20 protein-coding genes and 1 pseudogene are annotated in these 25,446 nt (G+C 62.1%); 8 read left to right on the top strand and 13 right to left on the bottom strand.

Annotated elements, in window-relative coordinates; all coding sequences use genetic code 11:
• Positions 1-436: 436 nt before the first annotated feature.
• On the bottom strand, positions 437-856 hold the full coding sequence (locus OGI63_RS00625) for a hypothetical protein (RefSeq protein WP_004218476.1): 420 nt from the start codon (positions 854-856) through the stop codon (positions 437-439).
• A 90-nt stretch (positions 857-946) separates the two neighbouring features.
• Positions 947-1,582 carry a sugar O-acetyltransferase gene (locus tag OGI63_RS00620; RefSeq protein ID WP_004218474.1) on the bottom strand — a complete coding sequence of 212 codons (636 nt, stop codon included), beginning with the start codon at positions 1,580-1,582 and terminating at the stop codon, positions 947-949.
• A 75-nt stretch (positions 1,583-1,657) separates the two neighbouring features.
• On the opposite strand from OGI63_RS00620, the gene OGI63_RS00615 reads away from it, so the two are divergent.
• Positions 1,658-2,347 carry a phosphatase PAP2 family protein gene (locus OGI63_RS00615; RefSeq protein ID WP_004218473.1) on the top strand — a complete coding sequence of 230 codons (690 nt, stop codon included), beginning with the start codon at positions 1,658-1,660 and terminating at the stop codon, positions 2,345-2,347.
• Positions 2,348-2,721: 374 nt separating this feature from the next.
• The gene (locus tag OGI63_RS00610) at positions 2,722-4,248 is read left to right on the top strand and encodes a polysaccharide deacetylase family protein (RefSeq protein WP_004218472.1); all 1,527 of its coding nucleotides are present in this window, start codon (positions 2,722-2,724) and stop codon (positions 4,246-4,248) included.
• A 13-nt stretch (positions 4,249-4,261) separates the two neighbouring features.
• On the opposite strand, the gene OGI63_RS00605 is transcribed toward OGI63_RS00610, so the two are convergent.
• From OGI63_RS00605 to OGI63_RS00595, 3 genes are all read right to left on the bottom strand, one after another.
• Entirely contained in the window at positions 4,262-6,097 is a 1,836-nt protein-coding gene (locus OGI63_RS00605; RefSeq protein ID WP_004218471.1) for an ABC transporter ATP-binding protein, read from the bottom strand.
• A gap of 71 nt (positions 6,098-6,168) precedes the next feature.
• Complete coding sequence (locus tag OGI63_RS00600) at positions 6,169-8,088, bottom strand: ABC transporter ATP-binding protein (RefSeq protein WP_004218470.1); 1,920 nt, start codon at positions 8,086-8,088, stop codon at positions 6,169-6,171.
• Positions 8,089-8,159: 71 nt separating this feature from the next.
• A complete protein-coding gene (locus OGI63_RS00595; protein WP_004218469.1) occupies positions 8,160-8,753 on the bottom strand; it encodes a MarR family winged helix-turn-helix transcriptional regulator in 594 nt (197 codons plus the stop codon).
• A 303-nt stretch (positions 8,754-9,056) separates the two neighbouring features.
• Between OGI63_RS00595 and OGI63_RS00590 the strand changes: the two are divergent.
• The 4 genes and pseudogenes from OGI63_RS00590 to OGI63_RS00575 all read left to right on the top strand — a co-directional run bounded on the left by OGI63_RS00590 (position 9,057) and on the right by OGI63_RS00575 (position 12,185).
• Positions 9,057-9,870, top strand: a pseudogene (locus OGI63_RS00590) (ABC transporter ATP-binding protein).
• Positions 9,867-11,588 carry an ABC transporter permease gene (locus tag OGI63_RS00585; RefSeq protein ID WP_004218467.1) on the top strand — a complete coding sequence of 574 codons (1,722 nt, stop codon included), beginning with the start codon at positions 9,867-9,869 and terminating at the stop codon, positions 11,586-11,588. The pseudogene OGI63_RS00590 and the gene OGI63_RS00585 overlap by 4 nt, the downstream one beginning before the upstream one ends.
• Entirely contained in the window at positions 11,506-11,943 is a 438-nt protein-coding gene (locus OGI63_RS00580; RefSeq protein WP_004218465.1) for an ABC transporter permease, read from the top strand. Before OGI63_RS00585 ends, OGI63_RS00580 begins: the two co-directional genes overlap by 83 nt.
• A complete protein-coding gene (locus OGI63_RS00575) occupies positions 11,940-12,185 on the top strand; it encodes an FtsX-like permease family protein (protein WP_004218464.1) in 246 nt (81 codons plus the stop codon). Before OGI63_RS00580 ends, OGI63_RS00575 begins: the two co-directional genes overlap by 4 nt.
• Positions 12,186-12,196: 11 nt before the next feature.
• Here the strand turns inward: OGI63_RS00575 and OGI63_RS00570 are convergent, their stop codons facing one another.
• The 8 genes from OGI63_RS00570 to OGI63_RS00535 form a co-directional block, all read right to left on the bottom strand.
• Positions 12,197-13,741 carry an amino acid permease gene (locus OGI63_RS00570; RefSeq protein WP_004268961.1) on the bottom strand — a complete coding sequence of 515 codons (1,545 nt, stop codon included), beginning with the start codon at positions 13,739-13,741 and terminating at the stop codon, positions 12,197-12,199.
• A 54-nt stretch (positions 13,742-13,795) separates the two neighbouring features.
• Positions 13,796-16,750 (bottom strand): ABC transporter permease, encoded by a 2,955-nt coding sequence (locus OGI63_RS00565; protein WP_004218461.1) that lies wholly within the window; start codon positions 16,748-16,750, stop codon positions 13,796-13,798.
• A gap of 10 nt (positions 16,751-16,760) precedes the next feature.
• Positions 16,761-17,462: an ABC transporter ATP-binding protein gene (locus tag OGI63_RS00560; protein ID WP_004218459.1), complete on the bottom strand. Its 702-nt coding sequence runs from the start codon at positions 17,460-17,462 to the stop codon at positions 16,761-16,763.
• A 581-nt stretch (positions 17,463-18,043) separates the two neighbouring features.
• On the bottom strand, positions 18,044-19,540 hold the full coding sequence (locus OGI63_RS00555; RefSeq protein WP_004218458.1) for an amino acid permease: 1,497 nt from the start codon (positions 19,538-19,540) through the stop codon (positions 18,044-18,046).
• A 152-nt stretch (positions 19,541-19,692) separates the two neighbouring features.
• Positions 19,693-20,559 carry an ABC transporter permease gene (locus tag OGI63_RS00550; protein ID WP_004218457.1) on the bottom strand — a complete coding sequence of 289 codons (867 nt, stop codon included), beginning with the start codon at positions 20,557-20,559 and terminating at the stop codon, positions 19,693-19,695.
• Between the two features lies 1 nt (position 20,560).
• Positions 20,561-21,301, bottom strand: a complete 741-nt coding sequence (locus tag OGI63_RS00545; protein WP_004218456.1) for an ATP-binding cassette domain-containing protein — start codon at positions 21,299-21,301, stop codon at positions 20,561-20,563.
• Between the two features lie 527 nt (positions 21,302-21,828).
• Positions 21,829-23,094, bottom strand: a complete 1,266-nt coding sequence (locus tag OGI63_RS00540) for an AGE family epimerase/isomerase (RefSeq protein ID WP_004218455.1) — start codon at positions 23,092-23,094, stop codon at positions 21,829-21,831.
• 313 nt (positions 23,095-23,407) lie between these two features.
• Entirely contained in the window at positions 23,408-23,569 is a 162-nt protein-coding gene (locus OGI63_RS00535; RefSeq protein WP_004218454.1) for a hypothetical protein, read from the bottom strand.
• A 298-nt stretch (positions 23,570-23,867) separates the two neighbouring features.
• On the opposite strand from OGI63_RS00535, the gene OGI63_RS00530 reads away from it, so the two are divergent.
• A complete protein-coding gene (locus OGI63_RS00530) occupies positions 23,868-24,599 on the top strand; it encodes a hypothetical protein (protein WP_012754411.1) in 732 nt (243 codons plus the stop codon).
• Between the two features lie 83 nt (positions 24,600-24,682).
• A complete protein-coding gene (locus OGI63_RS00525; protein ID WP_004218451.1) occupies positions 24,683-25,318 on the top strand; it encodes a YesL family protein in 636 nt (211 codons plus the stop codon).
• Positions 25,319-25,446 lie beyond the last annotated feature (128 nt).

Below are 25,446 nucleotides of genomic sequence, written 5' to 3'. Positions count from 1 at the left end.
CCACCCTCAACACAGCACACGCAGAACGCGTCATCATGCCACCCTTGCAGTTTCAATCTCAACACAGCACGCATGCAGCACACCAACGTGCCACCCTTGCAATACCAATCTCAGAGCAGCACATAACAAGCGGATCCACGTGCCGCCTTTGCAGGCATAATCTCAGATTGACTATCTAAGATGCCTGAATATGCTCACGTGAGGCCGGGACTGCAAAGCGAGCCATCCTGGAGCGCACAGACGTGCCCCTTTTGCAACTTCAATCCCGAGCAGGCACTCCAGAACACTGTGACATGCCCCTTTTGCAACCATGACCTCATAGACACACGCGCCACCAACGCGAGCGCTGGCATCGGCAACAAACGCACGCGTCACCAAAACCAGCGTCGGCGACAGACGCACGCACCACCCGCCCCGCGCCCGCGCCAAACGCACGCTACCAACGCCGGCGTCGACGCCCGCCGAGCGCATACCGGTACACGCAGAACGCGCCGAGCGCGAACAGAATCGCCGGAGCGAGCGACGAAACCGTGGCGACCACACCGTCAAGCGTCGTGGGCATTTGCAGATTCGCCCACTCGTTGCGGAAATATCCCCACAGCATCGGCATGCTGGCGCCGAGCAGCACGGCGACCACATACCAGCGGATTGCGCGCCGCGAACGCTGCCGCCACAGCAGCGCGCCGCCCGCCGCCGGACTCAGCACGAAACTGCTCACGCCGCTCACCGGGGTGAACAGCGAGTCCGCGCCCGGCAGCCAGGTCACATGGCCCACCAATGCCATCGACGCCGCGCACAGCACCGCCCACGTCACCAATGTTCGGTTGCGCCGGTAGAACCGCCTCAGCGCGCGCATGCCAACACCTCACTTCACTTCCGCTTGCCGAACGCCAAACACCGCGACGCAATCGGCGGCGCGGCGCACATATTCGCCCATATTGTAGCGTCAGTGGGCGGCTTCGTCGGCGCGCATCTCATTCCAGTCGATCCGGCGATCTTTGAAATAGTATTCGCGGTCGCGCTCGCCCACTTCGCGCAGCACATGGCACGGATTGCCCACGGCGACGACGTTCGACGGCAGGTCGCGCGTCACAATGCTGCCCGCACCCACCACCACGTTGTCGCCGATCGTCACGCCCGGCAGCACGACCACGCCCGCGCCGATCCAGCAGTTCTCGCCGATGCGCACCGGCATGTTGTACTGGTAGCCGCGCTCGCGCAGTTCGGGCAGAATCGGGTGCCCGGCGGTCGCGAGCGTCACGTTCGGCCCGATCATCGTGTGCGAGCCGACATAGATATGCGTATCGTCCACGCAGGTCAGATTGAAGTTCACGTAGATGTCGCTGCCGAAGTGCACGTGCGCCCCGCCGAAATTCGCGTGGAACGGCGGTTCGATGTAGCAGGCGTCGCCGATCTCGGCGAACATGTCGTGCAGCAGTTCGGCACGGCGGTCGAGCTCGTGCGGGCGCGTCTGGTTGAAATCGTAGAGCCGCTCAAGGCAGTCGAACTGGCGCGCGAGAATCTGCTCATCGTGAGGCAGGTACATCTCGCCGGTGTGCATGCGGTCTTCCATGTCGCTCATTTGCTCTCCTGACACGTCTTTCGTACATCGTTGTCGTCGACACCATTGTATTGGGCTGCCCGCTAGTCTGGCACTATGGATTCGCTGTTCGTGAGGAAACATTGTTGGCAGATTATCGGCGCGCTGAGCCTGATCGGCGCGCTGTGGTTCACGATCGCGGTGTGCCGGTTCCACATACTCGGCATGGACACCGCAGTATACGGCTGGATCACCGCGCATGTGATGACCCCCGGCATGACCAGCGTGATGCGCATGCTCACCCAGCTTTCCGGGTCGATCACCGTGATCGTCGTGGCGGCGGTCGCGCTCGCCGTGCTGGCCGTGGTGAAGCGCTGGAAAATCGGTGTGGCTGTGGCCGTCAATCTCGCGGGCATTTATGTGCTCAACGAGATCATCAAACACATTGTGCGCCGTCCACGCCCGGATTTCCCGCATCTCGTGTTCGAGCAGGGGTACAGTTTCCCTTCCGGCCACGCGATGGTGAGCACGGCGTTCTACGGATTCATCGTCTACCTGCTGTACCGCTACTGGCACACCGCGCGCGATTCGGGCGCCCGCGTGGGGAAGATCGTCGCAATCGTGCTGCTGTGCCTGATCCCGCCGGTCGTCATGTTCACCAGGGTCTATTTGGGCGTGCATTACGCGAGCGACGTGTGCGCGGGCCTCCTGTTCGCAATCGCCTGGCTCACACTGTTCTATGTGCCGGCGATGAAGCGCACGCTGCTCAAACGCGCGTCTCCGGCTGCATCCCCAACGAAACGCTGAGCCGCACATCTGCGATTGAAGTCGATTGCAGATTGGCCGCCGCGGCTCGGCTATCTGCAGTCGCGCCATTATCTGCAAGCGCGCCATCCGCTCGGCTATCGCACACTCTGCCGGGCGCCGTTTTCGTCATTGCGCCGCGCGAATCTGCAACAATGACGAAACCAGCACCCGGGTTTCGTCATCTGCGCGGCTTTTTGCGAGCCAATGACGAAACTGATGACCAGATTTCGTCATATCGTCGCGTTTTCCCGCGCAGATTGACAAAAACACCAGCGCATCCGCTTGCCTCCGTTGCCTCCGTTGCCTCCGTTGCCTCCGCAAGGTACACTAGCAACGGCAGAACAGACTGCACAACGCCGGAGAACGGGGCGAACATGGGCGGCAAATCTTCCGGGCAGGGCAATGACACACCACATGACGCGGCACAGCATGGCACCACACAACACAGCACCGCGCATGCCGACGATTTCGACACCATGCACGCCGAATTCGCAGACACCGCAACTGGCTCCGCCGCGGATTCCGCTGCATACGAACCAACCGCGCCCCGCAAACGCCGCAACGCCGTCATCGCCATTGCAGTGACTGCGCTCATCATTGTCGGCGTGCTTGCCGCGATCATCATTCCAATCAGCCGCGCCAACCACCGGCATGCCGAGGAGGAGCACTCCGCCGCGCTCGCCGACTGCGAATCCGCGCAACGGGAATTCGCCACGCTCAACACCACGTACACGGTCACGCTTGCCAACGCCGGCAAGCTCGCGAAAGGCGACGGCAAAACGATCAGCGAGGATCATGCGACCGCGCTGGCAAGCAAAATCGAGCACATCGACGACACGCATACGGTCTCCTCGCTCGTGAAATCCGAATGCGACACCAGGCAAAGCACCGACGACCTCAACGAGCTCACCCGCAGATTCGGCGCCGCGAGCACGAGCATGGTCAACCGCATGCGCGACGTGCAGACCGACGCCGACACGCTGCGCCGACTCGTGGAGGGCGCGCGCAACTCGAACCGGCGCGGCGAACTGCAGAAGCAGCTCACCATTGCGAAGGCCGCATACGAACGCTCGGCGAACAAGGCGGCCGAGAATCTGCGCGCCGCATTGCAGGCGCAGATCGCCAACGCGGGCGCACTGCTCGAACCGGGCTCCACGGCTACGAATCCGCAGGTCAACGATGCGCTCGGCTCACTCACCGACGCCACGAACGCGGTGATCAACGCGATGCCGCTCGACTGCGAATTCGCCGCCTGCGTGGCCCTCACCTTCGACGACGGCCCAAACAAGCAGATCACCCCGCAGCTGCTCGCCGCGCTCAAGCAGGCGGATGCGCCGGCCACGTTCTTCGTGCAGGGCCAGTTTGTCTCCGGCAGCAACACACAACTGCTCGCGAATATGGCCGCGCAGGGCAACGAAATCGGCTCGATGAGCTGGCGACACAAGCAGTTGCACACGCTCTCCCCCGCCGAACTCACCAAATGGTTCAACGACACCGATGACGTGATCGAAAGCGCGGGCGCGGGCAAGCCGACGCTGTTCCGACCGCCGGACGGCGCGTGGAGCGAAGATGTCGTCGACGCCGCGAAACGCAGCGGGCAGTCGGTGATTCTGTGGAACGTCGACTCACGCGACTGGGACGCGCAGGCATCCGCCGCCGACATCGCCAAAACCGTGCTCGATGGCGCATCGTCGGGCGCGATCATTGCGCTGCACGACGGCAACGAGCGCACAGTCGAAGCGATCCCGCAGATTGTGAGCGGCCTGCGCGAACGCGGATTCACGCCGGTCACCGTCTCCACGCTGCTCGATGGCGAACTCGAACCGGGCACCGTGTTCTATGCGCGAGGCGACACCGCGCAGGACAGCGCACCGTCCGACGGTGTAGAGGTCACCCAGTGAGCCCAGATGCAGTCTACTGCGCGAGTGTGAACTGCGCGTTGTAGATGTCGGCGTAGAAACCGTGCTTCGCGAGCAGTTCCTCGTGTGTGCCACGCTCGACGATGTCGCCGTCGCGCATGACGAGGATCATGTCGGCGTCGCGAATCGTGGAGAGCCGGTGTGCGATGACGAACGACGTGCGCCCTTCGGTGAGCTTGTCCATCGCCGTCTGGATGAGCTCCTCGGTGCGCGTATCGACCGAGCTCGTCGCCTCGTCGAGAATGAGGATCGGCGAATCCTGCACCATGGCGCGCGCGATCGTCAGCAGCTGCTTCTGCCCCTGCGACAACGTGGCCGACTCGTCGAGCACGGTGTCGTAGCCGTTTGGCAGCGAGCGGATGTAACGGTCGAGTCCCACGGCACGGCAGGCGGCGACCACCTGCTCGTCGGTCACGTCTTCCTTCGCATACGCCACGTTCTCGCGCACGGTGCCGTTGAACACCCAGGTGTCCTGCAGCACCATCGAGAACTGGTCGTGCACGTTCCAACGCGGCACGCTCTTCGTGTCGATGCCGTCGATCGAGATCTTCCCGCCGGCGATCTCGTAGAATCGCATGAGCAGATTCACCATCGTCGTCTTGCCCGCGCCGGTGGGCCCCACGATCGCCACTTTCTGCCCAGGCTCCACGTCCGCCGAGAAATCGTGGATGACGAGCTTGTTCGGCTCGTACCCGAATTTCACGTGCTCGAAGCTCACGCGGCCTTCGACGGGCGTGATCTCGCCGTTGCTGCCGTAGCCGAGCAATGGCTGCTTGTCGGACTCGTCGGCGAGCTCGGGTTCGTCGAGGAAGGTGAACACCCGTTCGGAGCCCGCGGCGCAGCGTTGCAGATTCTGGAACGCCTGCGCGAACTGCGAGAGCGGTTGCGTGAACAGGCGAATGTAGAGCATGAACGCCACGATCACGCCGAATTCGATCGAGCCGTTCATCGCGAGCGCCGCGCCGACCACGCACACGACGACGTAGCCGAGGTTGCCCACGAGGTTCATCATTGGCATCATGAGGCCCGAGATGAACTGGCTCTTCCATCCCGAGTCGTACAGGTCGTTGTTGTAGCGTTCGAATCTGCGGATCGCATCGGCCTCGCCGCCGAAGGCCTTGACCACGGTGTGCCCGCTGTACATCTCCTCCACATGGCCGTTCACGTCGCCGAGCGCCATCTGCTGCTTGACGAAGTACTTCTGCGAGAACCTCATCACGACGAGCATGAGCACCATGCCGAGCAGGGTCGCGCCCACTGCGCACAATGCCAGGATCCAGTTGTTCGCGAACATCATGACGAGCGAGCCCACGAACAGCGTGACCGACGAGATGAGCGTGCCGAGGGACTGCCCGAGCGTCTGGCCCACCGCGTCCACGTCGTTCGTGATGCGGCTCATCACGTCGCCGGTGCTGTGCTCGTCGAAGTATTTGAGCGGCAGCTTGTTCATCTTCACGTCGATGGCCGCGCGCAGGCGTTGCGCCGTGCGCTGCGTGACGGTGGCCATCATCCAGCTCTGCACGTATGAGAGCAGTGCGTAGCCCACGTAGAGCGCCACGAGCGTCCATCCGATGCGCGTCACCGCGGTCATGTCGATCGAACGCAGCACCGGCTTGCCGTGCACGAGCGCAGGCAGTCCCTTGGTGATTTCGTCGGTCATATCGCCGAGGTAGTCCGGCCCTATGATCTGGCAGATCGCGCCGCCGACGCCGAGGATCAGCGCGATGACGATCGCCGGTATGTAGCGCTTGCTGAAGCGCATCAGTTCCTTGAGCGCGCCGCCGAAATCATCGGCTTTCTCCACGGGCGCGCCTGCACGCCCATGTCCCATTGGTCCTGGCATATCCTCACATCCTATCTATCTCAAACCCATACATGTGCATACGGCATTCGCCGCCCCACTCACGCACTGAGCTCCTCCTCGCTCAGCTGCGATTTCGCGATCTCCTGGTACACCTCGCAGGTCTCGAGCAGTTCGCGGTGCGTGCCTTGACCCACCACCTTGCCGTCCTCGAGCACGAGAATGCAGTCCGCGTCCATGATCGTGCCGACGCGCTGCGCCACAATGAGCTTCGTCGCGTCCTTCGCCGTCTCCTTCAACGCGTCGCGCACCTCGCGGTCGGTTTTGAAGTCGAGTGCCGAGAACGAATCGTCGAAGATCAGAATCTCCGGGTCGCGGTACACGGCGCGCGCAATCGACAGGCGCTGTTTCTGGCCGCCCGACACATTCGTGCCACCCTGGGCGATCGGCGACTGGAAGCCTTTCGGCATCTTGCTTACGAATTCGGTGGCCTGTGCGATGTCGCTCGCCTCGCGCACGCGGTTCGCCTCCTGCGCGGTGAGCTCGCGCGCCTCGCCGGCCTTGAGGAACTCCCGTTCCGCCTTGCGGCCGCTCATGCGCGAGACGTCGATCACTGGCACGTCCTCGGGTTCGTCGGGCCGGTCACCGTAGCTCACATTCGATTCGACGGTGCCTTTGAACAGGAAGGAGCGCTGCGGCACGTAGCCGATCTTGTCGCGCAGTGTCTTCAAGTCGTATTCGCGCACATTCACGCCGTCCACGAGCACCTCGCCGTCCGTCGCATCGTAGAAGCGCGGCACGAGATTGATGAGCGACGACTTGCCCGAACCGGTGGAGCCGATGATCGCCACCGTGTCTCCCCTGTTCGCCGTGAAACTGATGTGTTCGAGCATCGCCTCGCGCGAATCGGGGTAGGTGAAGCTCACGTCGCGGAATTCGATCTCGCCGGCGAGCTCGAGGTCGTCGGCATATCGCGCACGTTCCGCTGGCGTGATGATTCCGCGCTGCTTGGCCTCCTGCACCGTGAGCCCGCGCTCCGCGGTGCCGGACTTGACGAGCGGGTCGGTGTCGAGCACTTCGAGCACGCGGTGTGCGGAGACGTCGGCGCGCGGCCACAGCACGAACACCATGCTCATGAGCAGGAAGCTCATCACCACCTGCATGGCGTAGCTGGAGAACACGACCATGTTCGAGAACAACGTGAGTTTGTCGGTCAGGCCGGCGTCTTGGATCAGGTAGGCGCCGATCCAGTAGATTGCGAGCGACAGCCCGTTCATGATCGTGCCCATGAGCGGCATCATCACCGACATCGCGCGGTTCGTGAACAGCTGTGTGTTCGTCAGATTGCTGTTCGCCCGCTCGAACTTGCCTTCCTGGTAGTCCTGGGCATTGTAGGCGCGCACGACGCGCATGCCGGTCAGATTCTCGCGCGTCACCAGATTGATGTCGTCGGTGAGCTGCTGCATTGCCTTGAACTTCGGCATGACGAGCACCATGAGCACGGCGATCGAGATGATGAGGATCGCCACAGCGATGCCGGTGGCGAGCGTCCATTCGAAGCCTTCGCCGGCGATCTTGCACACGGCCCAGACGGCCATGATCGGCGCCTTGATGAGCATCTGCAAGCCCATCGTGATGAACATCTGAATCTGCGTGATGTCGTTCGTCGAACGTGTGATCAGGCTCGCCGTGGAGAAGCGGTGCATTTCGGACGGCCCGAACGACTCCACCTTGCGGAACTCGAGCGAGCGCAGACGCTGGCCGAACGATGCCGCCACGCGCGCGGCGAAGTAGCCGGTGATCACCGCGCATGCGAGCGAGCCGAGCGAGACGAGCAGCATCTTGCCGCCGGCGATCCAGATGTCGCGCATCTGGCTGCCCGGCGTCTCCACGAGCCGCGTGATCTGTGACATATAGCTTGGCAGTTCGAGGTCGAAGTACACCTGGCCCACAATGGTGACCAGCGACAACACCAGCTGCCCTATCTCCGTTTTGGAGAGATATTTCATGATTCGTATCATATTTTTCCTTACACCGTAAGCTTTTTTCTCAAACAGATGATGTGCGGATTCTGGAGCTGCGCACGGCGTCCTTATTGCACGGGACGGTCGACGTCGGCGTCGTTCGACGACGGCGCATCATGCGGCCTGCACGAGCCATGCCATTGCTCGCCATTGCGCACCATCTCGCGCATACGTTCGTGGAGTCGGGCGCGACGTTCGAACGCCTCCTCGACCTGTTCGACGGTGGGGTAAGAGCCATCCGGCTCGCAGATCGACAAGTAGGTCATGAATTCGGAGAGCAGGCCCACGAATTCGCGCGTGCGGCGCTCTCCCATCTGCGAGAAGACCCACGACAGGTTCTCAATGAGACGGTCGCTGCGCTGACGCACAGCACGTCTTCCCTCGTCGGACAGCTCGACAACCACGCTCCGGCGGTCCTGCGGATCACCCGTGCGCACAATCCAGCCCTTCTTCGTGAGACTGGCCAGAATCGACGAGATGCGCCCACTCGTCGCGCCCATCGCCTGGGCGAGCTGCGACGGCGTACGCGCGCCTTGGAACGAGAGCTCGCGGAGCACGAACATCTCGCCCTGCGCACCGCGCTCGAATGAACGCGTCGCCTTCGAGCGTGACGCCCACATCGCGAACATCAGTTCGTGCACCGCCTCCAGTTGGTAATCCATAGCCGCTCCATACGCAAAACACAATTTGTCTTACAGGGTAAGTTACTTACAGTAGAAGACAAATTTCATTCAAGGATCAAGAGGAACGGTCAGGGAATCGAGGAGAGCGCGGTGACACGCCTCCGGGCTCGGCATGAGGCCACACTCCCACGACAACGAATTGCAGGTAAGCTTTTAGCATGTTTTCACCGTTTGTCAAATTTCGCTGAAATATAACCGCCAATACTGAAAAAATGGGTTCGGTATTCTTCTGTGGCGAGTCTTAAGTCATAACATTCACGTGTTGTTTCAGGGAAGGCTTCTATGGGCACGCAAACCGCATCGAACAGTGAAGGACGGAATCCGATCGTCGCCCGTGCGGTCGATCTGTGCAAACGCTATGGCAAAGGAGACAACAGCGTCATCGCCCTCGACCACGTCAACGTGGAGTTCAGGCGCAAAGCCCTGACGGCGATCATGGGTCCCTCGGGTTCCGGCAAATCGACGCTCATGCACTGCATGGCCGGGCTTGACACCCCACCAGCGGCCAGGTGTTCATTGAAGACCTCGAGGTCTCCTCAATGGGCCAACGCGAGCTCACGCAGCTGCGTCGCAAGGAGATCGGATTATCTTCCAGTCGTTCAATCTGGTTCCCACGCCCACCGCGAAGGAGAACATACTGCTGCCACTGCAGATTGCCCACCGTCCCATCGATATGGATTGGTTCGACAAAGTGGTGTCGGTGGTCAAGTTGCAGAACCGTCTCGACCATCGCCCGAGCCAGCTGTCCGGCGGCCAACAGCAGCGCGTCGCCTGTGCGCGGGCGATCATGGAGCGGCCGAGCGTGATCTTCGCCGACGAACCGACCGGCAACCTCGATTCGCGGTCGAGCCATGAGGTGTTTGAATTCCTGCGCATGTGCGTGCGCGAATACGGGCAGACGATCGTGATGGTGACGCACGACCCGCGTGCCGCGTCGTTCGCCGACCGCGTGCTCGTACTGTCGGACGGCAGCATTGTGCAGGACCTCGACCATCCGTCGTACGACGACATTCTCGCGGTGTTCGCGCAGGACGACGACCCGCAGAACGGTCCGGTGGAGGTGGAGTCTGCAACGGCAAGGAGCGCGGAACAATGATTCGCATTGGTCTACGCGATGCCAAAGCGCATTTTCACCGCCTCGTGATGTCGATCATCGCGATTGCATTGGGAGTCTCGTTCGTGGTCGGTTCGTTCTGCTTCCGTTCCATGCTGAACGACCAGGTGACGCAGCTGATGGGCACCAATTCGGATCACGACGTGTATGTGCGCGGCACCACCGAAGAACAGAACGACAGCTCCTTCGCCACCAGCGGGCCGATCTCAAGCGGCACGAGCTACAACAAGATCGATACGAGCCTCGTCACCCAGATCGAGCAGGTCAAGGGCATCGACAACGTAAGCCCGCCCGAACGCACGATAGGTGCCACGCTGCTCGACCATGACGGCAATGCAGTGGTCACCACCGGCGCGCCAACGCTCATGATCAGCGCATCATCCGAACACCCTTGGCGCGCCGCCAATTTCATCGCCGGCACCTATGCCACCGGCGAGCATGAGATCGCCCTTTCCCAGGACGCCGCGAAGAAGGCGGGACTCCAGGTCGGCGACACCACGCGGCTCATCGTCAACGGAGAGCCGCACACCATGAAGGTGTCGGGCGTCTTCACCACACAGACCGCCGAACTCGGCGTGCTGATCATTCTCGCACAGCCGGCGCTGGTCAATCAGCTCATGCAGTTGCAGGGCGAAGACACCTCCAAAGTAGACAAGATCGGCGTATACGGCAACCGCACCACCCCACTCACGGTTCAGAAGCAACACCAGCTCGCGGACCGCATCAACAAGGCGCTGCCCAAGGATTCCAAGGCCCATGCGGTCACCGGCCAGTCGGTGCGCGACGAGGCCACGAAAAGCACGCAGGAGTCACTCGGCTTCGTCCAGCCGCTCATTCTCATCTTCGCAGTGATCGCCCTCTTCGTCGGCGCGTTCATCATTGCGAACACGTTCACGATGATCGTGCGTGATTCCATGCGCGGCTATGCGCTGCTGCGCTCGGTCGGGGCCTCCCCTGCACAGGTGTTCTTCAGCGTGGTCATTCAGGCGCTCATTCTTGGCGTCATCGGCTCGGTGCTGGGCGTGCTCCTCGGCTGGGGGCTCATAGAGCTCATCGACTGGGGCCTGAGCAAGGGCGGCTTCCCGCTGTCCGGTTCTCCAACGCCTTCGCCTACGGCAGTCGCCGTCGGCTTCATGGTGGGCGTGGTGGTCACGGTCATCGGCTCCGCCATTCCCGCGCGCACCGCCGCCACGGCACCACCCATCCAGGCGATGAACGAGACGATGAACCCCGAGAAGCCGGTGACGGCACGCGGTTGGATCGGTGCCGGCATGGTGGCGTTCGGAGCACTGTGCTGGTTGTTGTGCTGGCTGCTGGCAGCCAAGAAAGTCTCATGGGCATGGCTCACCACGGTGGGCACGGGTTGGCTGCTCGGCTTGGGCGGCGTATGCACGGCGGGTGGCGTGATCGTGCTCGCCCCGGCTCTGGTGACAGGCGCCGCCAAGGTGCTGGGGTGGCTCCCCTCTCGCATTCCCGGTGACCGGCACGCTGGCCACCCGCAACATCGGCCGCACGAAACGTCGCACCGCCAACACGGCCGCCGCCCTGTTCGTGGGCGTGGCAATCGTCAGTTGCCTGAGCGTGCTCGCCTCGTCAATGCTCGCCTCGGTGAGCGATATGATCGACGACAATCTTCATGCCGACTATGTGCTCGTCTCCGCCGCGCTCTCGCAATCCGTCTCGCCGAAGGCCGTCAATGACGTGAAGCACACGGCCGGAGTCGGCGCAACAACGGCGGTGCGCACACTGCCCACCGTCAAGCTCATGCAGGCGAACGAGCAATTCACCGCCATGGCGGTGGACCGCGAACTCCTCGATGCCATGTACCCGGCCACCCATCAGGAAGGCGATGCAGCGCAGGCCATCGAGCATGGCGAGATCGCCGTCGGACGCAAGGTCGCAGACTCCAACGGGTATGCAATCGGCAGCACCGTGGAAATGGAGTCCAAGAACATCGGCATCGACGAAGCGGCCACCAAGCAGGCCATCGCGGCATATGAACAGCAAGTGGGCGAGCAGGTGTCGGTACATCGAACGGGCAGGTACGTGGCATGATCGCCATAGAATCGGTGATTCTCTCGGTGTTCGGCACCGTGCTCGGCATCCTCGTGGGGCTCGGCGCCGGCGTGGTGGTTCGCCAGGCGTATCGGGACAACGGTCTTTCCACCATGAGCATCCCATGGCTGCAACTGCTCGGCTTCCTCGGCGCGGCCATTCTCGTGGGGTTGATCGCCAGCATCTCGCCGGCAAGCCGCGCACTCAAGAAACCGGTGCTCGAAGCGGTGGCCAGCGACTGATCAGCCGCGTGCTACGCGTGCGCATCGCCCGCGGAATCTATGGACTGCTTGAGATCGCGGTTCTGGAAGCGCTCATGCAGCACGCAGTAGCCACCGAACACCACGAGCCACACCAAACCGGCGATCGCCGGTCCGCGGGTGTCTGCCCCAATGAACAGCGTGCAGTAGATGAACACGAAGAACGCGGTGGTGAGCGGGTTGAGCACGCGGTACGCCGGCATGCGGAACCCGTTAGCCATGAACTGCGGCGAATTGCGGTAACGGTAGTGCGCGATCATCGTCAATATGTAAATGAAGATGATCACGGCCGACGACGCCGACGAGAACATGACGAAAGCGCCCGAGACGCGCGGGATCATCTCGATGACCGGCGAGAGCAGCACGAGGATCGCCGATGCGATGATCGCGCGCGCCGGCACCTTCGTCTTCGAGACGACGCCGAGTTTCGCAATCGCAGGCGACGGGGAATCCTCGGCGATCTCATACAGATGGCGCCCAGCCGAATACAGCAGCGAGTTGAGTGACGAGGCGGCGGCCGTGACCACCACGAAGAACACGAGGGCGGCCGCCCAGTTCGCGCCTGCGTATTCGAACACCATGATGAACGGCGAGGCGAAGGAGCCGTCTTTGTTCGGGCGGAAGTTGCGCCACGGCACAATCGTCATGATCGCCAGCAACGCGCCCACGTAGAAGATGAGCACGCGCACGATGATGCCGTTGATCGCCTTCGGCAGCACCTTGCGCGGGTTCTTCGTCTCGGAGACGGTGACGCCCATGAATTCGATCATCTCATAGGCGAAGAAGACCATCTGGAAGCTCATCAGAAACGCCAGCCAGCCATTCGGCGCGAGCGAGAATCCACGGGTCAGATTGTCGAGCGTCACACTGCCGGCCGGCGACACATGGTCCTGCCCGGGCACCTGCACGGCGTTGTATTTGAAACCGCAGACGAGCATGATCACGGCCGTGGCGATCATGGCCACGATCAGCGTGATCTTGATCATCGAAAACCAGAACTCCGCCTCGCCGAACGCCTTGACGGCAATGAGATTGATCATGACGAGCAGCAGCAGGAACCCGAGTTCTATGAGCCCCTTCCACGCGGAGACGTCGTACCCAAGCGTGCGGAAGAACGTGACGCAGTACTGCCCCACGGCGGTGATCTCGGTCATGCCTATGAGAATGAGCACGATCCAGTACGACCACAGCGCGAACTTGCCCCATCCGTCACCCAGATAGAAGCGAATGAAGTTGATGAACGTGTGCTGGCTCGGGTCGCGGTACATCAGTTCGCCGATCGCGCGCATCATGAGGAACATGATGCCGCCCACGAGAATGTAGACGAAAATGATGTTCGGGCCGGCCAGATTGATCGACTTGCCGGAGCCGAGGAACAGGCCCGTGCCTATCGCACCGCCGATCGCGATGAACTGCACGTGGCGATTGCTCAGGCCACGTTCCATCTCGTTGTCTTTGTCGAGCGTCTCGAGCGAGGCGTTCACTTCCTCTTCGTGAGGGGTCTCATGAGGTTCCGCTGGTTGCTGCACATCCGACATAATATTTCCGACTCTAGCAGGCATCCGTTGCACATCGCGTTCGCACACCGCAAACTATTCGACGGACTTAAGCGAGCTGACGGGGTCGATGCGGTCGAGCACCGGATTGACGAACAGCTGCACGAGCCATGCGAATGCAAGCGTGGCCACAACGGTGATGATGTAGCTCCACCACGAGATATGCACCTCGAAGTAGATTCCGGGCATGTTGAGCGCGTTCGTGAGCAGGCCCGACACCCATCTGCCGAGCGGCAGGCCTATGACGATGCCCATCACGGTGAGCACCATCATTTCGCGGTTCACATAATGGTGCACCTCGCGGCCGTAGAACCCGAGCACCTTGAGTGTGGCCATCTCACGCAACCGTTCCGAAACGTTGGTGTGCGCGAGCGTGAACAGCACGACGAGCGCGAGGCTGCCCGCGAGCGCGACAATCAACGCCACGACCGCGCCCATGAGGTCGAATTTGAAATCCTCGGCCTGCTGTGCGCACGAGGTGGCGCTCATGACGGTCGCCTCGTTCTTGAGGTGCTGCACGTATTCGCTTTGCTCGCTGTCGCTTCCTTTGAGCTTGGCGTAGACGGCGTTCCAGGTGATTGCTGGTTCCGTGCCGCCATCGCCGGCCTGTTGCGCCGGGAACAGCTGATGGTAGAGGTCTTCGGAGATGAACGCCTCCGCGCCGATCAAGCTGCGGGTGACCTGCGCCACCTTGACCTTGTGCGGCTGGGTGCCGTCGCCACGCAATGTGACCTCGCTGCCCGCCTTGATGCCAAGCGACTGTGCCGCGGACTGGGCGACGATGATGCCGCTGTTGTCGAGGCGCACCGGCTGGTTTCGGTTGCCGCCATGCACCCAGCCGAGCAGGGAATCGCCCTGCGCCGGCTGCAGATCGAACATCGTGTTGAGCTCGCCCAGCTGGCGTTGCGGCACCACGGTCAACTGAACATTCGTGCCTCGGTCATTGGCATTGGTGATCTCGCCGTTCTCGATGCGCGTCTCCATGATGGCCGTCGTTGTACCGTCGGAGACGAGTTTCTTTCTCAATGCCTGTTCGTCGCCGTCGTTGGCCACGGCGAGCATGTCGTATTGGTCCACGCCACGGTACTGGTTGGGCCCGAGTGCGGCCACCGTGTCGTTGATGGCCAGACCGCACAGGATCAACGCGGTGCAGCCGGCCACACCACCCACCGTCATGATGAGCCGCGCCTTGAACCGGAAGATGTTGCGTGCCGTCACCTTGTTCAGGAAGCTCATGCGGCTCCAGAGCGGGCGTACACGTTCGAGCAGAATACGCGAGCCGGCCTTCGGCGCCTTCGGTCGCATGAGGGCGGCCGGCATCTGGCGCATCTCGCGCACCGAGGCAATGAGTGCCGCTCCGAGCACGCCCACCACGAACAGCAGCACGCCAAGCGAGCCATAGAGCCAGTCATATTCGAGCCGCAAGTCTGGAATCGCGTAGAGTCCGCGAATCACCACGAGCAGGAAGGCGGGAATGCCGAGGAAGCCGATGAGCAGCCCCAATCCGCCGCCGATGAGGCATGCCAGCAACGCGAACAGAGCGTAGCGCAAGGTGATGGCGATGCGCCCGTAGCCCAAGCCAAGGTAGGTTCCGACGAGCCCGCGGTCCTCTTCGACCAAACGGCTCATCGTCGTCAGGCTCATCATCACGGCGACCACGAGGAACACAATCGGGAACGCCTTGCCGAGCGACTCGATCGAGCTGATGTCGGATTTGAGCGAGCTGAACCCGGCAAGCGCCGATCTCGACTGCACGTACCAGCGTGGCGTGGCGATGCCGTCGACCTTCTGCTGTTCGGCGGCGAATGCGCTGAATGCCTCATTCCGCTGTGTGTCTATGGCCTGCTGCGCCTCCCTCAGTTTCGTGTCGGCGGCCGCCCATTGGCGCTGCGCCTCGGCGAGTTGGGCCGGCTCCGGAACACCGACCGGAATCTGCGCAGTCTGGGCGTCGAGTTGCTTCAACTGGTCGTCCAGCTGCCGGCGCTGGGCGTCGAGTTTGGCCTGCGCCGCATCGATCTGGTCGAACGCCTTCTTCTTCTCGGCATCGAGCTTGTTCTGGGCCTCCTCCACCAAGGCGTTGCGCCGGGCCTGCTCGCGCTTGGCCTGCACACCGTTCTCAATGCGTTTGACCGTTCCCGACACAAGATCGTCGTAACTGGCCGTGAAGGCATCCTCATTCTCGGCATCATCGAGCCGGAGCACGATCGAGCCGTACACCTTCGGGTCGGCGGCGGCGATGGGTGTGCCATCGGCCTTGACGAAGGTGCGCTGAATGCCGTCCGGAGCCGTGTAGAACGTGTAGTCGTTGGTCACTGACGAGCGGAATGCGGATCCCGAATAGCCACCCGGATTCGTCAGGTCGGAGGGGTCGGTGACGATGCCGACGATCTTCAGCCCATGGGTGCCATCATCCTCACCATCGGCGGCGACCTCCACCGTGTCGCCGAGCTTCTTGTGGGTGTCGTGCGTGAACTGCGCGGTCACCGCCACCTCACCGGGCTTGCTCGGCAGCCACCCCTCGTTCACATAGGGCCTGTCCAAGGCGGCTGGCGAGCCACTTGCCGGCTCTTCGAGGGTGGCGTTCAGCTGCTTGCCGTCGCCATCCGCCACCTTCACCCGAATCATGCGCATGCCCTGCGCTTGCTCCACTCCTTCCACCTGCCTCAGCGCGTCCACGTCGGCATCGGTGAGCCCCATCGTCGAAATTACCTGCACATCGTGCAATCCCTGCGCACGGTAGAACCGGTTCGCGGCCGCGAAAGTGTCGCGGCAGCCTGCGTAGATGCCGGTGAGCACCGCAACACCCAGCATCGTGATGATGAGAATCGACAGGAACGGCTTCCACGCATGCAGCCCGGAGCGCATCGTATCGAGCAAGAATGCCGAGCCCACTGCGCGCGCATGCCCATGTTCGGCATGCAGCGAGCCGGAATCTGCAATCTGCGCATGCACATCGGCATCGCCAACGGGAACACCTTTACGCCGTGCCATCTCGCCCCCCCTACCATTCAATCTGCGAGATCGGCACCGGGTGTTCGTTGGTCTCCTGGCTCGTCACCTTGCCGGAGCGGAACCGAATCACCTTGTGCGCCATCGGGGCGAGGGCGGAGTTGTGCGTCACAATGAGCACGGTCATGCGCTCGGTACGGCAGATGTCCTGCAGCAGTTGCAGCACCTCCTTGCCGGTCTCGTAGTCGAGCGCGCCGGTCGGTTCGTCGCACAGCAGCAGCTTCGGTTTCTTCGCCAATGCGCGCGCGATCGACACCCGCTGCTGCTCGCCGCCAGACAGCTGCGCCGGGAAATTGCCGAGTCGATCCGCGAGCCCCACTTTCGCCAAGGTCTGCGCCGGGTCGAAGTGGTCTGTGCAAATCTGCGAGGCGAGCTCCACATTCTCGAGCGCCGTCAGATTAGGAATCAGGTTATAGAACTGGAATACGAAGCCGATGTCGTTGCGCCGGTACGTCACTAGATCATGGTGATTAAGGTCGGTGATGTCGCGGCCGCCCACGATCACGCGTCCCGAGGTGGCGGTATCCATGCCGCCGAGAATATTCAGCGCAGTCGTCTTGCCGGCGCCGGACTGGCCAAGGATCACGCTGAGCTCGCCTTCGTCGGCGGCGAAGCTCGCACCGTCGAGCGCGCGGATGGAGGAGGAACCGGCAGGGTACTCCTTGACCACATCATTGAACTCGATGTATGCCATGGCCACCTCCATCTATACAAATTGCACGTCATCGCACAGCATACATATATAGATTATGCGAAAACCAATCTGGAGTACAGTGGCCGCCCCCGCGTGCTGCCCGCCAATGCGGTGCAACATACGGAAGCATCCGTGGGATGTGCCACTAACCACCCCGCCAACGGCACAGCTTTCGGAAGCATCCGAGAAACGTGCCACAAAGGAATCTAAAATGGCACAGCCTACGGAAGCATCCGCACAACGGACCGCAAACCACCCCTGCAGCGGCACAGCATACGGACGCATCCGAGAGATGGGCCAGAAACCACCCCATCAGAGGCACATCTCACGGAAGCATCCGAGAACCAAACCGCAGGCCGTCTTCCCCGCAGCACAGCGTACGGAAGCATCCGAGAAACGTACTGCCAGAAGGCTCCAAAATGGCATGCCTCTCGGAGGTATCCGAGAAACGCGCCACGGAATGGTCTGAAAACAGCATAGCTTTCGGAAGCATCCGCAAAACCGACCGCGAAGAAGTCTGAAAACGGCATGCCATACGGAAGCATCCGCAAAACCGACCACACAGCGGCCGACGGCAACGCCTACTTGCGCGTGGAGTCGAGCACGGTCTTCGCGTCGCGCTTCGCCGAGGCGCGCGAGGTGATCGCATACGCGGCGAACAACACGGCGAGCCAGATCACACCGGCGATGAGCGCAATGCGGTAGCTCGGCGAGAAGCACATGAGCACGGCCACCATGGCGAGGAACGCGATAATCACATACGGCGTCCAGTTCCACCCCGGCAGCTTGAACCGAATCTTCGCGAGCGCCTCGGCACCGCGCAATCCGTTGAGCTCGCCCGGACCATCACCGGCAGCCACACGCCGCCGGAACAGCATCTCGGTGATCATGATCATCGTCCAATTGATAATCGCGGCGATCGTGGCGATCGACATCAGGTAATTGAACGCGAACTGCGGCCACAGGAACACGACCACGACGGCCACCACGGTCACGGCGGCGCTCGTGAGCACGCCCGCCACCGGCACGCCGCGCTTGTTCACGCGTCCCAGATATGCCGGCGCATTGCCTTGGCGTGCGAGCGAGAACAGCATGCGCGAATTCGAATACAGTGCGGAGTTGTATACGCTCATCACTGCGGTGAGGCATACGAAATTGAGGATTCCGGCGGCCACCGGCACGCCCACGGAATCGAAGATCTGCACGAAGGGGCTCATCTTCCCGTCGATGCGATCCCACGGCACCACGGCCATGATGATGCCGAGTGCGGCCACGTAAAACACGAGAATGCGCCAGATTATGCCGTTCGTGGCGCGCGGGATCGTCTTGCTCGGGTTCTCCACCTCGCCTGCGGTCACTCCGATGAGCTCGGTGCCGCCGAAGCTGAACATGACGACGACGAGCGCCATGAGCAGGCCGTCCCAGTGGCCGTCGGCCGCGCGCGACATGGCGCCGTGCGGGAAGAAGCCGCCGTCCACAGTGAACCAGTTCGCGAACGAGGCGCGCACGCCGGAGTCGGTGGGCAGATTCGCTACGATCACCCACAGTCCGCCCGCGATCATGGCGATGACGGCCACGATCTTGATGAGCGCGAACCAGAACTCGAATTCGCCGAACTCGCTCACACCGAACAGATTGAGCAGCGTGATGAGCACGAGGAAGAACGCCGCCGACGCCCACTGCGGAATGTTCGGGAACCAGTAGTTGACGAAGGACCCGACCACCGCGAGCTCCACCATCGACACGAGCACATAGTTGAACCAGTAGTTCCAGCCCGAGATGAACCCCGCGCGCTTCGACCAGTACCGCGACGCATAGTAGCTGAACGCGCCGGCCTTCGGCTCCTCCACGCTCATCTCGCTCATCGCGCGCACAATCACGAAGATCGCCGCGCCACCAATCACATAGGCAAGCAGAATGGACGGCCCGGCGAGCGCAATCGACTCGCTCGACCCGTAGAACAGACCGGTTCCAATGGCACCGCCCAGCGCAATGAGCTGAATATGGCGGTTTTTCAACGATTTATGCAATTGCTGCGGGTCGGCGTTCCGCTCCCCTGCACCATGTGAAGCACTCATAGGCATCCTTTTGCATAGCCCGCGTGTGCATACGCGGACGCTCCCATCTCTCCTGCGCCGCCGCACGCGCGCTCGCACGTTGCTGCGGTATCGCCATTCTACGCGCGAGCCGTATATCTATGATCATGCCGGTGCGGTGCCGATGGATCAGATTACTCCCCGGCGGACTCCGGACCTCTGTTCGCACGCTCCGCCGCCTGCCTGCGTATGCGGTCGAGTGTGCTCACCGAGTCACGCGCCGGCGGCACGAAATAGCGGTCGTACGAAATGAAGCAGCGCTTGTAGACGAGCGCCAGGATTATCGAATCTGCAAGCAGCGTGAGCGCGGAGACCGCCGCCAGTATGACGAACTGGTATTTGGCGGCGTTCACTGGGTTCTGACCGGCGATGATCTGGCCTGACATCATGCCCGGGATCGTCACGATGCCACTTGAGGCGAGCATGGCGATCGACGGAAGCAAGCCGAGCGTGATCGACGAGGTGATCGACGGCTTGGCGGCCTCCCACGGCGTCGCACCAAGCGCGAGCAGCGTGTTCACCTCTTCGTAGCGTTCGCGCATCGAATTGAAGAATCGGCTCAGGCCGAGCGCCAGCGCGGAGACCGTGTTGCCGAGCAGCATGCCGGTGAGCGGTATGATCAGCTGCGGCGAATACCACGGGTTCGGGCGGATCACCAGTTCGCCCACCAACGCGAGCATGAGCAGCATCGTCACGGCAAGACTCAGCAGCACGAGCGGCACCAGGCCTTTCGGTATACCTTTGGCGCGGCTCATCGTGATCTGCGCGGCGGCGACGAGCATGACCACAATGAGGCCGATCACCAGCCACACATTCTGCGCGCGGATCACATATTCGAGGATGAAGCCCATGGCGAGCAGCTGCACGAGCGAGCGGGCGGTGGCCCACAGCAGCGACTTGGCCACGCCGAGTTTCATCAGCGCGGAGACTCCGGCGGCGATGCACACCATGAGCACCGCGATGAGCAGACCCCAGTTGTCTATGGCGAAGTATTGCTGCATGTCAGACCTCCGTGTGCGTGCTGGGTGCGGATTGCGCGGTCTTTAGCGGGGAGATCGTGCCGTTCGCGAGCACCATGATCCGGTTCGCGCGGCCGTCGGGCTTGCGGTGGCGAATACGCACGACCGCAGTGCCGTTGTCTGCCGCCTTGCGCAGAATATCGGCCACTTTGTCGGCGTTTTCCTCGTCGAGCCCGGCGTCCACCTCGTCGGCGAGCAGCACGCCGGGATGCGTGAGCAGTGTGCGAGTGAGTGAAACGCGTGCTGCCTGGCCGCCGGAGAGATCTTGCACGGCGCGCGCCAGATCGATGTCGTCGCAGCCCAGCGAGTCGAGCGTGGAGCGGATGAGCGAGTCGGGCAGTTTCTGCTCAGCGGCCTCATGATCCTGCGAGACGCGGATTTTCAACGACCACGGTAGGCGGATCGCGTCGGCCACATTGTCGCCGATCAGCACGGAGGTCTGCGGCAGGTAGGCCACGCGCTCGCGCCATTGCTGCGGCGAGAGCGTGTCGGAATCCACGCCGTCGAGCACGAATTTGCCGGTCGTGTTCACGTTAAGTCGCGCGAACGAGGTGAGCAGCGTGCTTTTGCCGGAACCCGACGGCCCGGTGATGTCGACGATCTCACCGCCGTGCACTGCGAATGAGAGGTCCTTGAAGATTGTGCGTGTGCCGCCGGCATCATTGTTCACGACGGCGGTCACACCCGTCGCATGGAAATCGTGCGCTGAACTCATGCTTCCCATTATGGGCAGACCTCCCCCGTGTTGCCTATGGCGTAAGACACACGGCGACCTGTGCGAGACTCCGTGAAACCGCGCGGCCCTGCCCGACTCGGACTGACATGCTCTCAACTCCGCCTCACCTCAGGCCGCCATGCCCCCAACTCTGCGTAAAAAAGGGTCAATATGCAGTGTCGAATTGTCCCGATTTACGCAAATGGAATCCGGCATATCTGCGATATCTACCCTATCTGCCCTATCTGCCCTATCTGCGTAAAAAGGGTCAGTATGGCGGCTCCATCTGACTCTTTTTACGCAGGAAGAACAGCACGCGATGGCTCCACGCCCGCTATATGCGAGAAGATTCCTCCGCCGCTTACTTAGTTCGTCTCACACGCAGATCGGATTCCACGGTCTTCTTCGGCAGACAGCTACGCGCAAAAGAAAAAGCGCCGCAAATGCGACGCCTTGCTATTTCAGCCGACCGCCATCACCGTGACCTACCAAGCAAGGGGAAACACAAGTCTGGTGACGGCGGCTTGCTGAAAGTCTTAGTTGAGGCCTTCCTCGACGCCCTTCTTCGTGGCGGGCGCAATGGACAGGGCCGGGTCACGCAGCGGGATCATCATCGCCTGCGTGGCGTGGTACAGGTCGGACTTGCCCGGCCACACGGTGTCGATGACTTCGTTCTCGCGGTTGAGCTGGTGGAACCAGGAACCGTTCTTGTGATCCATGAGGTAGGTGTCGATGTACTCGAGGAAGGTCGCATACCAGTCGGCATACTCCTTCTTGCCGGTCACATGGTAGAGCGTGGCGGCGGTGTTCACGCCTTCGGCCAGCGTCCAGTGCATGCGGTCGTGCACAACCGGCTTGCCATCCCAGTCGGTGGTGTACACGATGCCCGGCGCGCCGTCGGCGTTCCAGGCGTCTTCGACCGCGCGGTTGAACAGGTGCTCTGCCGCGTCGAGGTACTTCTTGCCGTCACCGTTCAGCACGCCGTCCTTGCCGTACACCGACAGCGCATACTGCGTGATGAGACGTGCCCATTCGATGCCGTGGCCCGGGGTGGCGCCGTACGGCTTGAACTGGTCGTCCGGCTTGTCGGCGTTGAATTCGAGCTCCGGCTCCCAGTCGGAGTTGAAGTGCTCCGGAATGCGCCAGTTGTTCTCCTCGGCCCACTTGAGCACATGCTCGATGATGCGGCCGGCGCGCGTACGCCAGCTTTCGTCGCCGGTGACGTCGGCGACGGCCAGGCATGCCTCGACGGAGTGCATGTTCGCATTGAGACCGCGGTAGGTGTCGAGTTCCGCGAAGTCGGTGTCCCAGGTGTCGACGCTCAGGCCGATCTTGTCGTCCCAGAACTTGGTGAGGTAGACGTTCTCGGCCTGTTCGAGCAGTTCCTTGGCGCCCGGGCGGCCCGCGAGCAGCGCGGAGGATGCCGCAAGCAGCACGAAGGCGTGCGCGTAGGCCTGCTTGGTGGGCATATGGCAGATGTCCGGCGTGATTTCGGCATACCAGCCGTCGTGCTCCTCGTCGTGCAGCACGCCACGCAGACCGCGGATGCCGTCGTCGACGAGTTCCGCGGCGCCGTCCACACCGAGCAGCGTGGCCAGCGAGTAGACGTGCGTCATGCGGCAGGTGATCCAGGTGGCGCGGTTGCGGTCCTTCCACGGGGTGCCGTCGTCGCCCAGCCAGTAGGAGCTGCCGTCGACCGCCGGGAAGCGACGACCGAATGCAATGAGATTGTCGCGGGAGATGTCGAGGAACTTCTTGTTCTCCGGCGTTCCGATCTGGTACTTCGGATCTGTGTTGGCCATGTGCCCTTGCCTTCCAATGAGGGGCCCGCGCGTGACGCACCGGCCCGATCCTGCTGTTCTGCCGCCGTGCCGGAATCTGGATGAGGAGTCTTCGCATGTCTTCAGATTCCAGATTTCCCGGTTCGCGACCTGCGATCCGCTCGCATCGTCGTTGACAGAAACGTTCTGTATACAGCGTATCACTGAAGCGCTTAAGTCGCAAGCTCGAAATGCCTATCGTGTGTCAGGTTTCACGACCTCCATATGCGGGGAGGGCGACCACGTGAGTGTGGCCGCGCTCCCCGCATTCCGCCGCGCACCGGCGAATCAGATATCAGATTGCGCGCATGTCGAGCTGGCGCAGCGCATCCCCGGCGGTGTCGAACGCAAAATCACGACCCCAGTATTCGATCTGCGGCATGTCGCCGTCCGGCGTCTTCGCGACGATGCACACGCCGTCGCGACGCAGCACGATATGTGGTCCCTCGTCGTACATAGGTATTGCCCCTCTTGCCTGATTCTCCGCTCACCCACTTTGGTGAGGGCATTGACTTTTCCTTGATTCCATAATATATTAAGCGGTTAAGTCACGCAAACGAACACCGGTCTGCGTGCGCCTCGATCGCCGAAGATGGGCACGTCGCACACAAGCCGCGGAAAATGGCGGAAACAATCTGCAGACCATAACAAAACGCAGATTTTTCGAACATGACCGCACAGTAGGGAACACCGTCCGCGCCCAGCATTTACCCAGCGCACTCACTAGAATGAGATGAGGTCTAATAGGCGGACGAATGGAAGGCAAGCAGCCGAAGCTCACGCCCGAGCAGCGCGAAGCAATCGACACGTTGTCGTCGACGCCGCAGTACCAAGGGGAATCGAAGATCAAGATCTTCATGAAGATTCCCGCGAAAGACAAGGCCGCGTATTCCCGCACGCACTTCCTGGTGCCGCTGCTCGCCGCCGTCATCGTGATCGCGCTCGGCACCTTCGTCATCGTGCGCCTCGTCAGCCCGGTACCGCGTCCCGCACTGTATGCGGCGGCGGTGAGCGGATCGACGCCGATGGGCGAGGCCGACAAACTCAAGGACGACTATGCGAAGAAACTCGGCAAAGACGCGATCATCGACGACTATTTCGACATGAACAAAGACGGTCTGTCGAAATTGCAGACGATGATCGGCAATGAGCAGATCGACGTCGTCATCGCACCGCACGACGTGTTCGCGAAACTGGCGAGCTTCGGGTACTTCGACAATCTCAAGACCACGCTGCCCGCCGCGGAATACGCGAAGGTGGGCAAATACGCCATGGCGTTCCATGGATTCGACGACTCGCGCGTGACCGACGCGATCGACGAGTCGGGCAGCGGGCAGGGCAAGTCCGAGCCGTACGGCCTGCTGCTCGAGCATGCGCCGCGCTGGGACCGCATCGAAGGCGCGGACGACGACGCACTCGTCGGCATCGCCGCGAACACCCAGCAACTCGACACCGCCAAGAACTTCATCCAATACCTGTACAACTAACCCATAGCAAGCATCGTCACGCGGCCCACGCCGCCAAACCAGCCGGGACTCCCGCGTCCCGCCACATGAAGCGTTTAAGGAGAATGATAGCCGGAGGAATCTTCCGTCAAGACAACCCGTACAACACCGTGATGAACCGCATCGGAGACATCGCCATGCTCTCGGTGGCGTGGTTCGTATGCTGTCTGCCGGTCGTGACGATCGGTGTGTCCACCGCGGCGGCCTGCGAAGTGGCGCGCGAGATGCAGGAGGACCGCGACAACGGCATTTTCAAGGGCTTCTGGCGTGCGATCAAACGCAGATTCGGCACCGGCATGCTGCTGACGCTGTTCCTCGGCGTGCTCATTGCGCTCGGCGCCTTCGACCTGTGGTGGATCTCGCGCAGCATGGCCGGCGACATGGCGAGCGTTCTCTACGGCGTCACGCTGGCGGTGTTCATCATTGTGGCGATGCTGTTCGCGTTCCTGCTGCCGCTGTCCGGCCGTTCCAAGCTGAGCGCCGGCGAGCAGATCAAGCAGTCCGCCAAGCTCGCGACGATGAAGCCGTTCATCGCGCTCGTCGTCGCCGCGATCTACGCGCTGCCGATCGTGCTGCTCGCCACATTGCCGAGCGCGGTGATGTGGGTACCGCTCGTCTGGTGCATCTTTGGCGGCGGCGCGAGCGCCTGGGCACAGATGTGGCTCATCCGCCGCGCCTTCGACCTCCAGCCACAGGACTGACGCACACCGCAGACTCGCTCCTCATGCGACACATTCCCGCATATTCCCTACGGGATGTCACCATCTGCCACAGGAGCCCATAAACTGTTACGGGATGTCACCATCTGCTACGGGATGTCATCTGCGAT

The sequence above is a fragment of the Bifidobacterium sp. KRGSERBCFTRI genome (assembly GCF_025908335.1).
This window is presented reverse-complemented; position numbering and strand designations above follow the sequence as displayed.

Bases quoted from the DNA above. Each gene is read 5' to 3' on its own strand.
- OGI63_RS00625 (WP_004218476.1), bottom strand. From the start codon at position 856: ATGCGCGCGCTGAGGCGGTTCTACCGGCGCAACCGAACATTGGTGACG.
- OGI63_RS00620 (WP_004218474.1), bottom strand. From the start codon at position 1,582: ATGAGCGACATGGAAGACCGCATGCACACCGGCGAGATGTACCTGCCT.
- OGI63_RS00615 (WP_004218473.1), top strand. From the start codon at position 1,658: ATGGATTCGCTGTTCGTGAGGAAACATTGTTGGCAGATTATCGGCGCG.
- OGI63_RS00610 (WP_004218472.1), top strand. From the start codon at position 2,722: ATGGGCGGCAAATCTTCCGGGCAGGGCAATGACACACCACATGACGCG.
- OGI63_RS00605 (WP_004218471.1), bottom strand. From the start codon at position 6,097: ATGGGACATGGGCGTGCAGGCGCGCCCGTGGAGAAAGCCGATGATTTC.
- OGI63_RS00600 (WP_004218470.1), bottom strand. From the start codon at position 8,088: ATGATACGAATCATGAAATATCTCTCCAAAACGGAGATAGGGCAGCTG.
- OGI63_RS00595 (WP_004218469.1), bottom strand. From the start codon at position 8,753: ATGGATTACCAACTGGAGGCGGTGCACGAACTGATGTTCGCGATGTGG.
- OGI63_RS00585 (WP_004218467.1), top strand. From the start codon at position 9,867: ATGATTCGCATTGGTCTACGCGATGCCAAAGCGCATTTTCACCGCCTC.
- OGI63_RS00580 (WP_004218465.1), top strand. From the start codon at position 11,506: ATGATCGACGACAATCTTCATGCCGACTATGTGCTCGTCTCCGCCGCG.
- OGI63_RS00575 (WP_004218464.1), top strand. From the start codon at position 11,940: ATGATCGCCATAGAATCGGTGATTCTCTCGGTGTTCGGCACCGTGCTC.
- OGI63_RS00570 (WP_004268961.1), bottom strand. From the start codon at position 13,741: ATGTCGGATGTGCAGCAACCAGCGGAACCTCATGAGACCCCTCACGAA.
- OGI63_RS00565 (WP_004218461.1), bottom strand. From the start codon at position 16,750: ATGGCACGGCGTAAAGGTGTTCCCGTTGGCGATGCCGATGTGCATGCG.
- OGI63_RS00560 (WP_004218459.1), bottom strand. From the start codon at position 17,462: ATGGCATACATCGAGTTCAATGATGTGGTCAAGGAGTACCCTGCCGGT.
- OGI63_RS00555 (WP_004218458.1), bottom strand. From the start codon at position 19,540: ATGAGTGCTTCACATGGTGCAGGGGAGCGGAACGCCGACCCGCAGCAA.
- OGI63_RS00550 (WP_004218457.1), bottom strand. From the start codon at position 20,559: ATGCAGCAATACTTCGCCATAGACAACTGGGGTCTGCTCATCGCGGTG.
- OGI63_RS00545 (WP_004218456.1), bottom strand. From the start codon at position 21,301: ATGGGAAGCATGAGTTCAGCGCACGATTTCCATGCGACGGGTGTGACC.
- OGI63_RS00540 (WP_004218455.1), bottom strand. From the start codon at position 23,094: ATGGCCAACACAGATCCGAAGTACCAGATCGGAACGCCGGAGAACAAG.
- OGI63_RS00535 (WP_004218454.1), bottom strand. From the start codon at position 23,569: ATGTACGACGAGGGACCACATATCGTGCTGCGTCGCGACGGCGTGTGC.
- OGI63_RS00530 (WP_012754411.1), top strand. From the start codon at position 23,868: ATGGAAGGCAAGCAGCCGAAGCTCACGCCCGAGCAGCGCGAAGCAATC.
- OGI63_RS00525 (WP_004218451.1), top strand. From the start codon at position 24,683: ATGATAGCCGGAGGAATCTTCCGTCAAGACAACCCGTACAACACCGTG.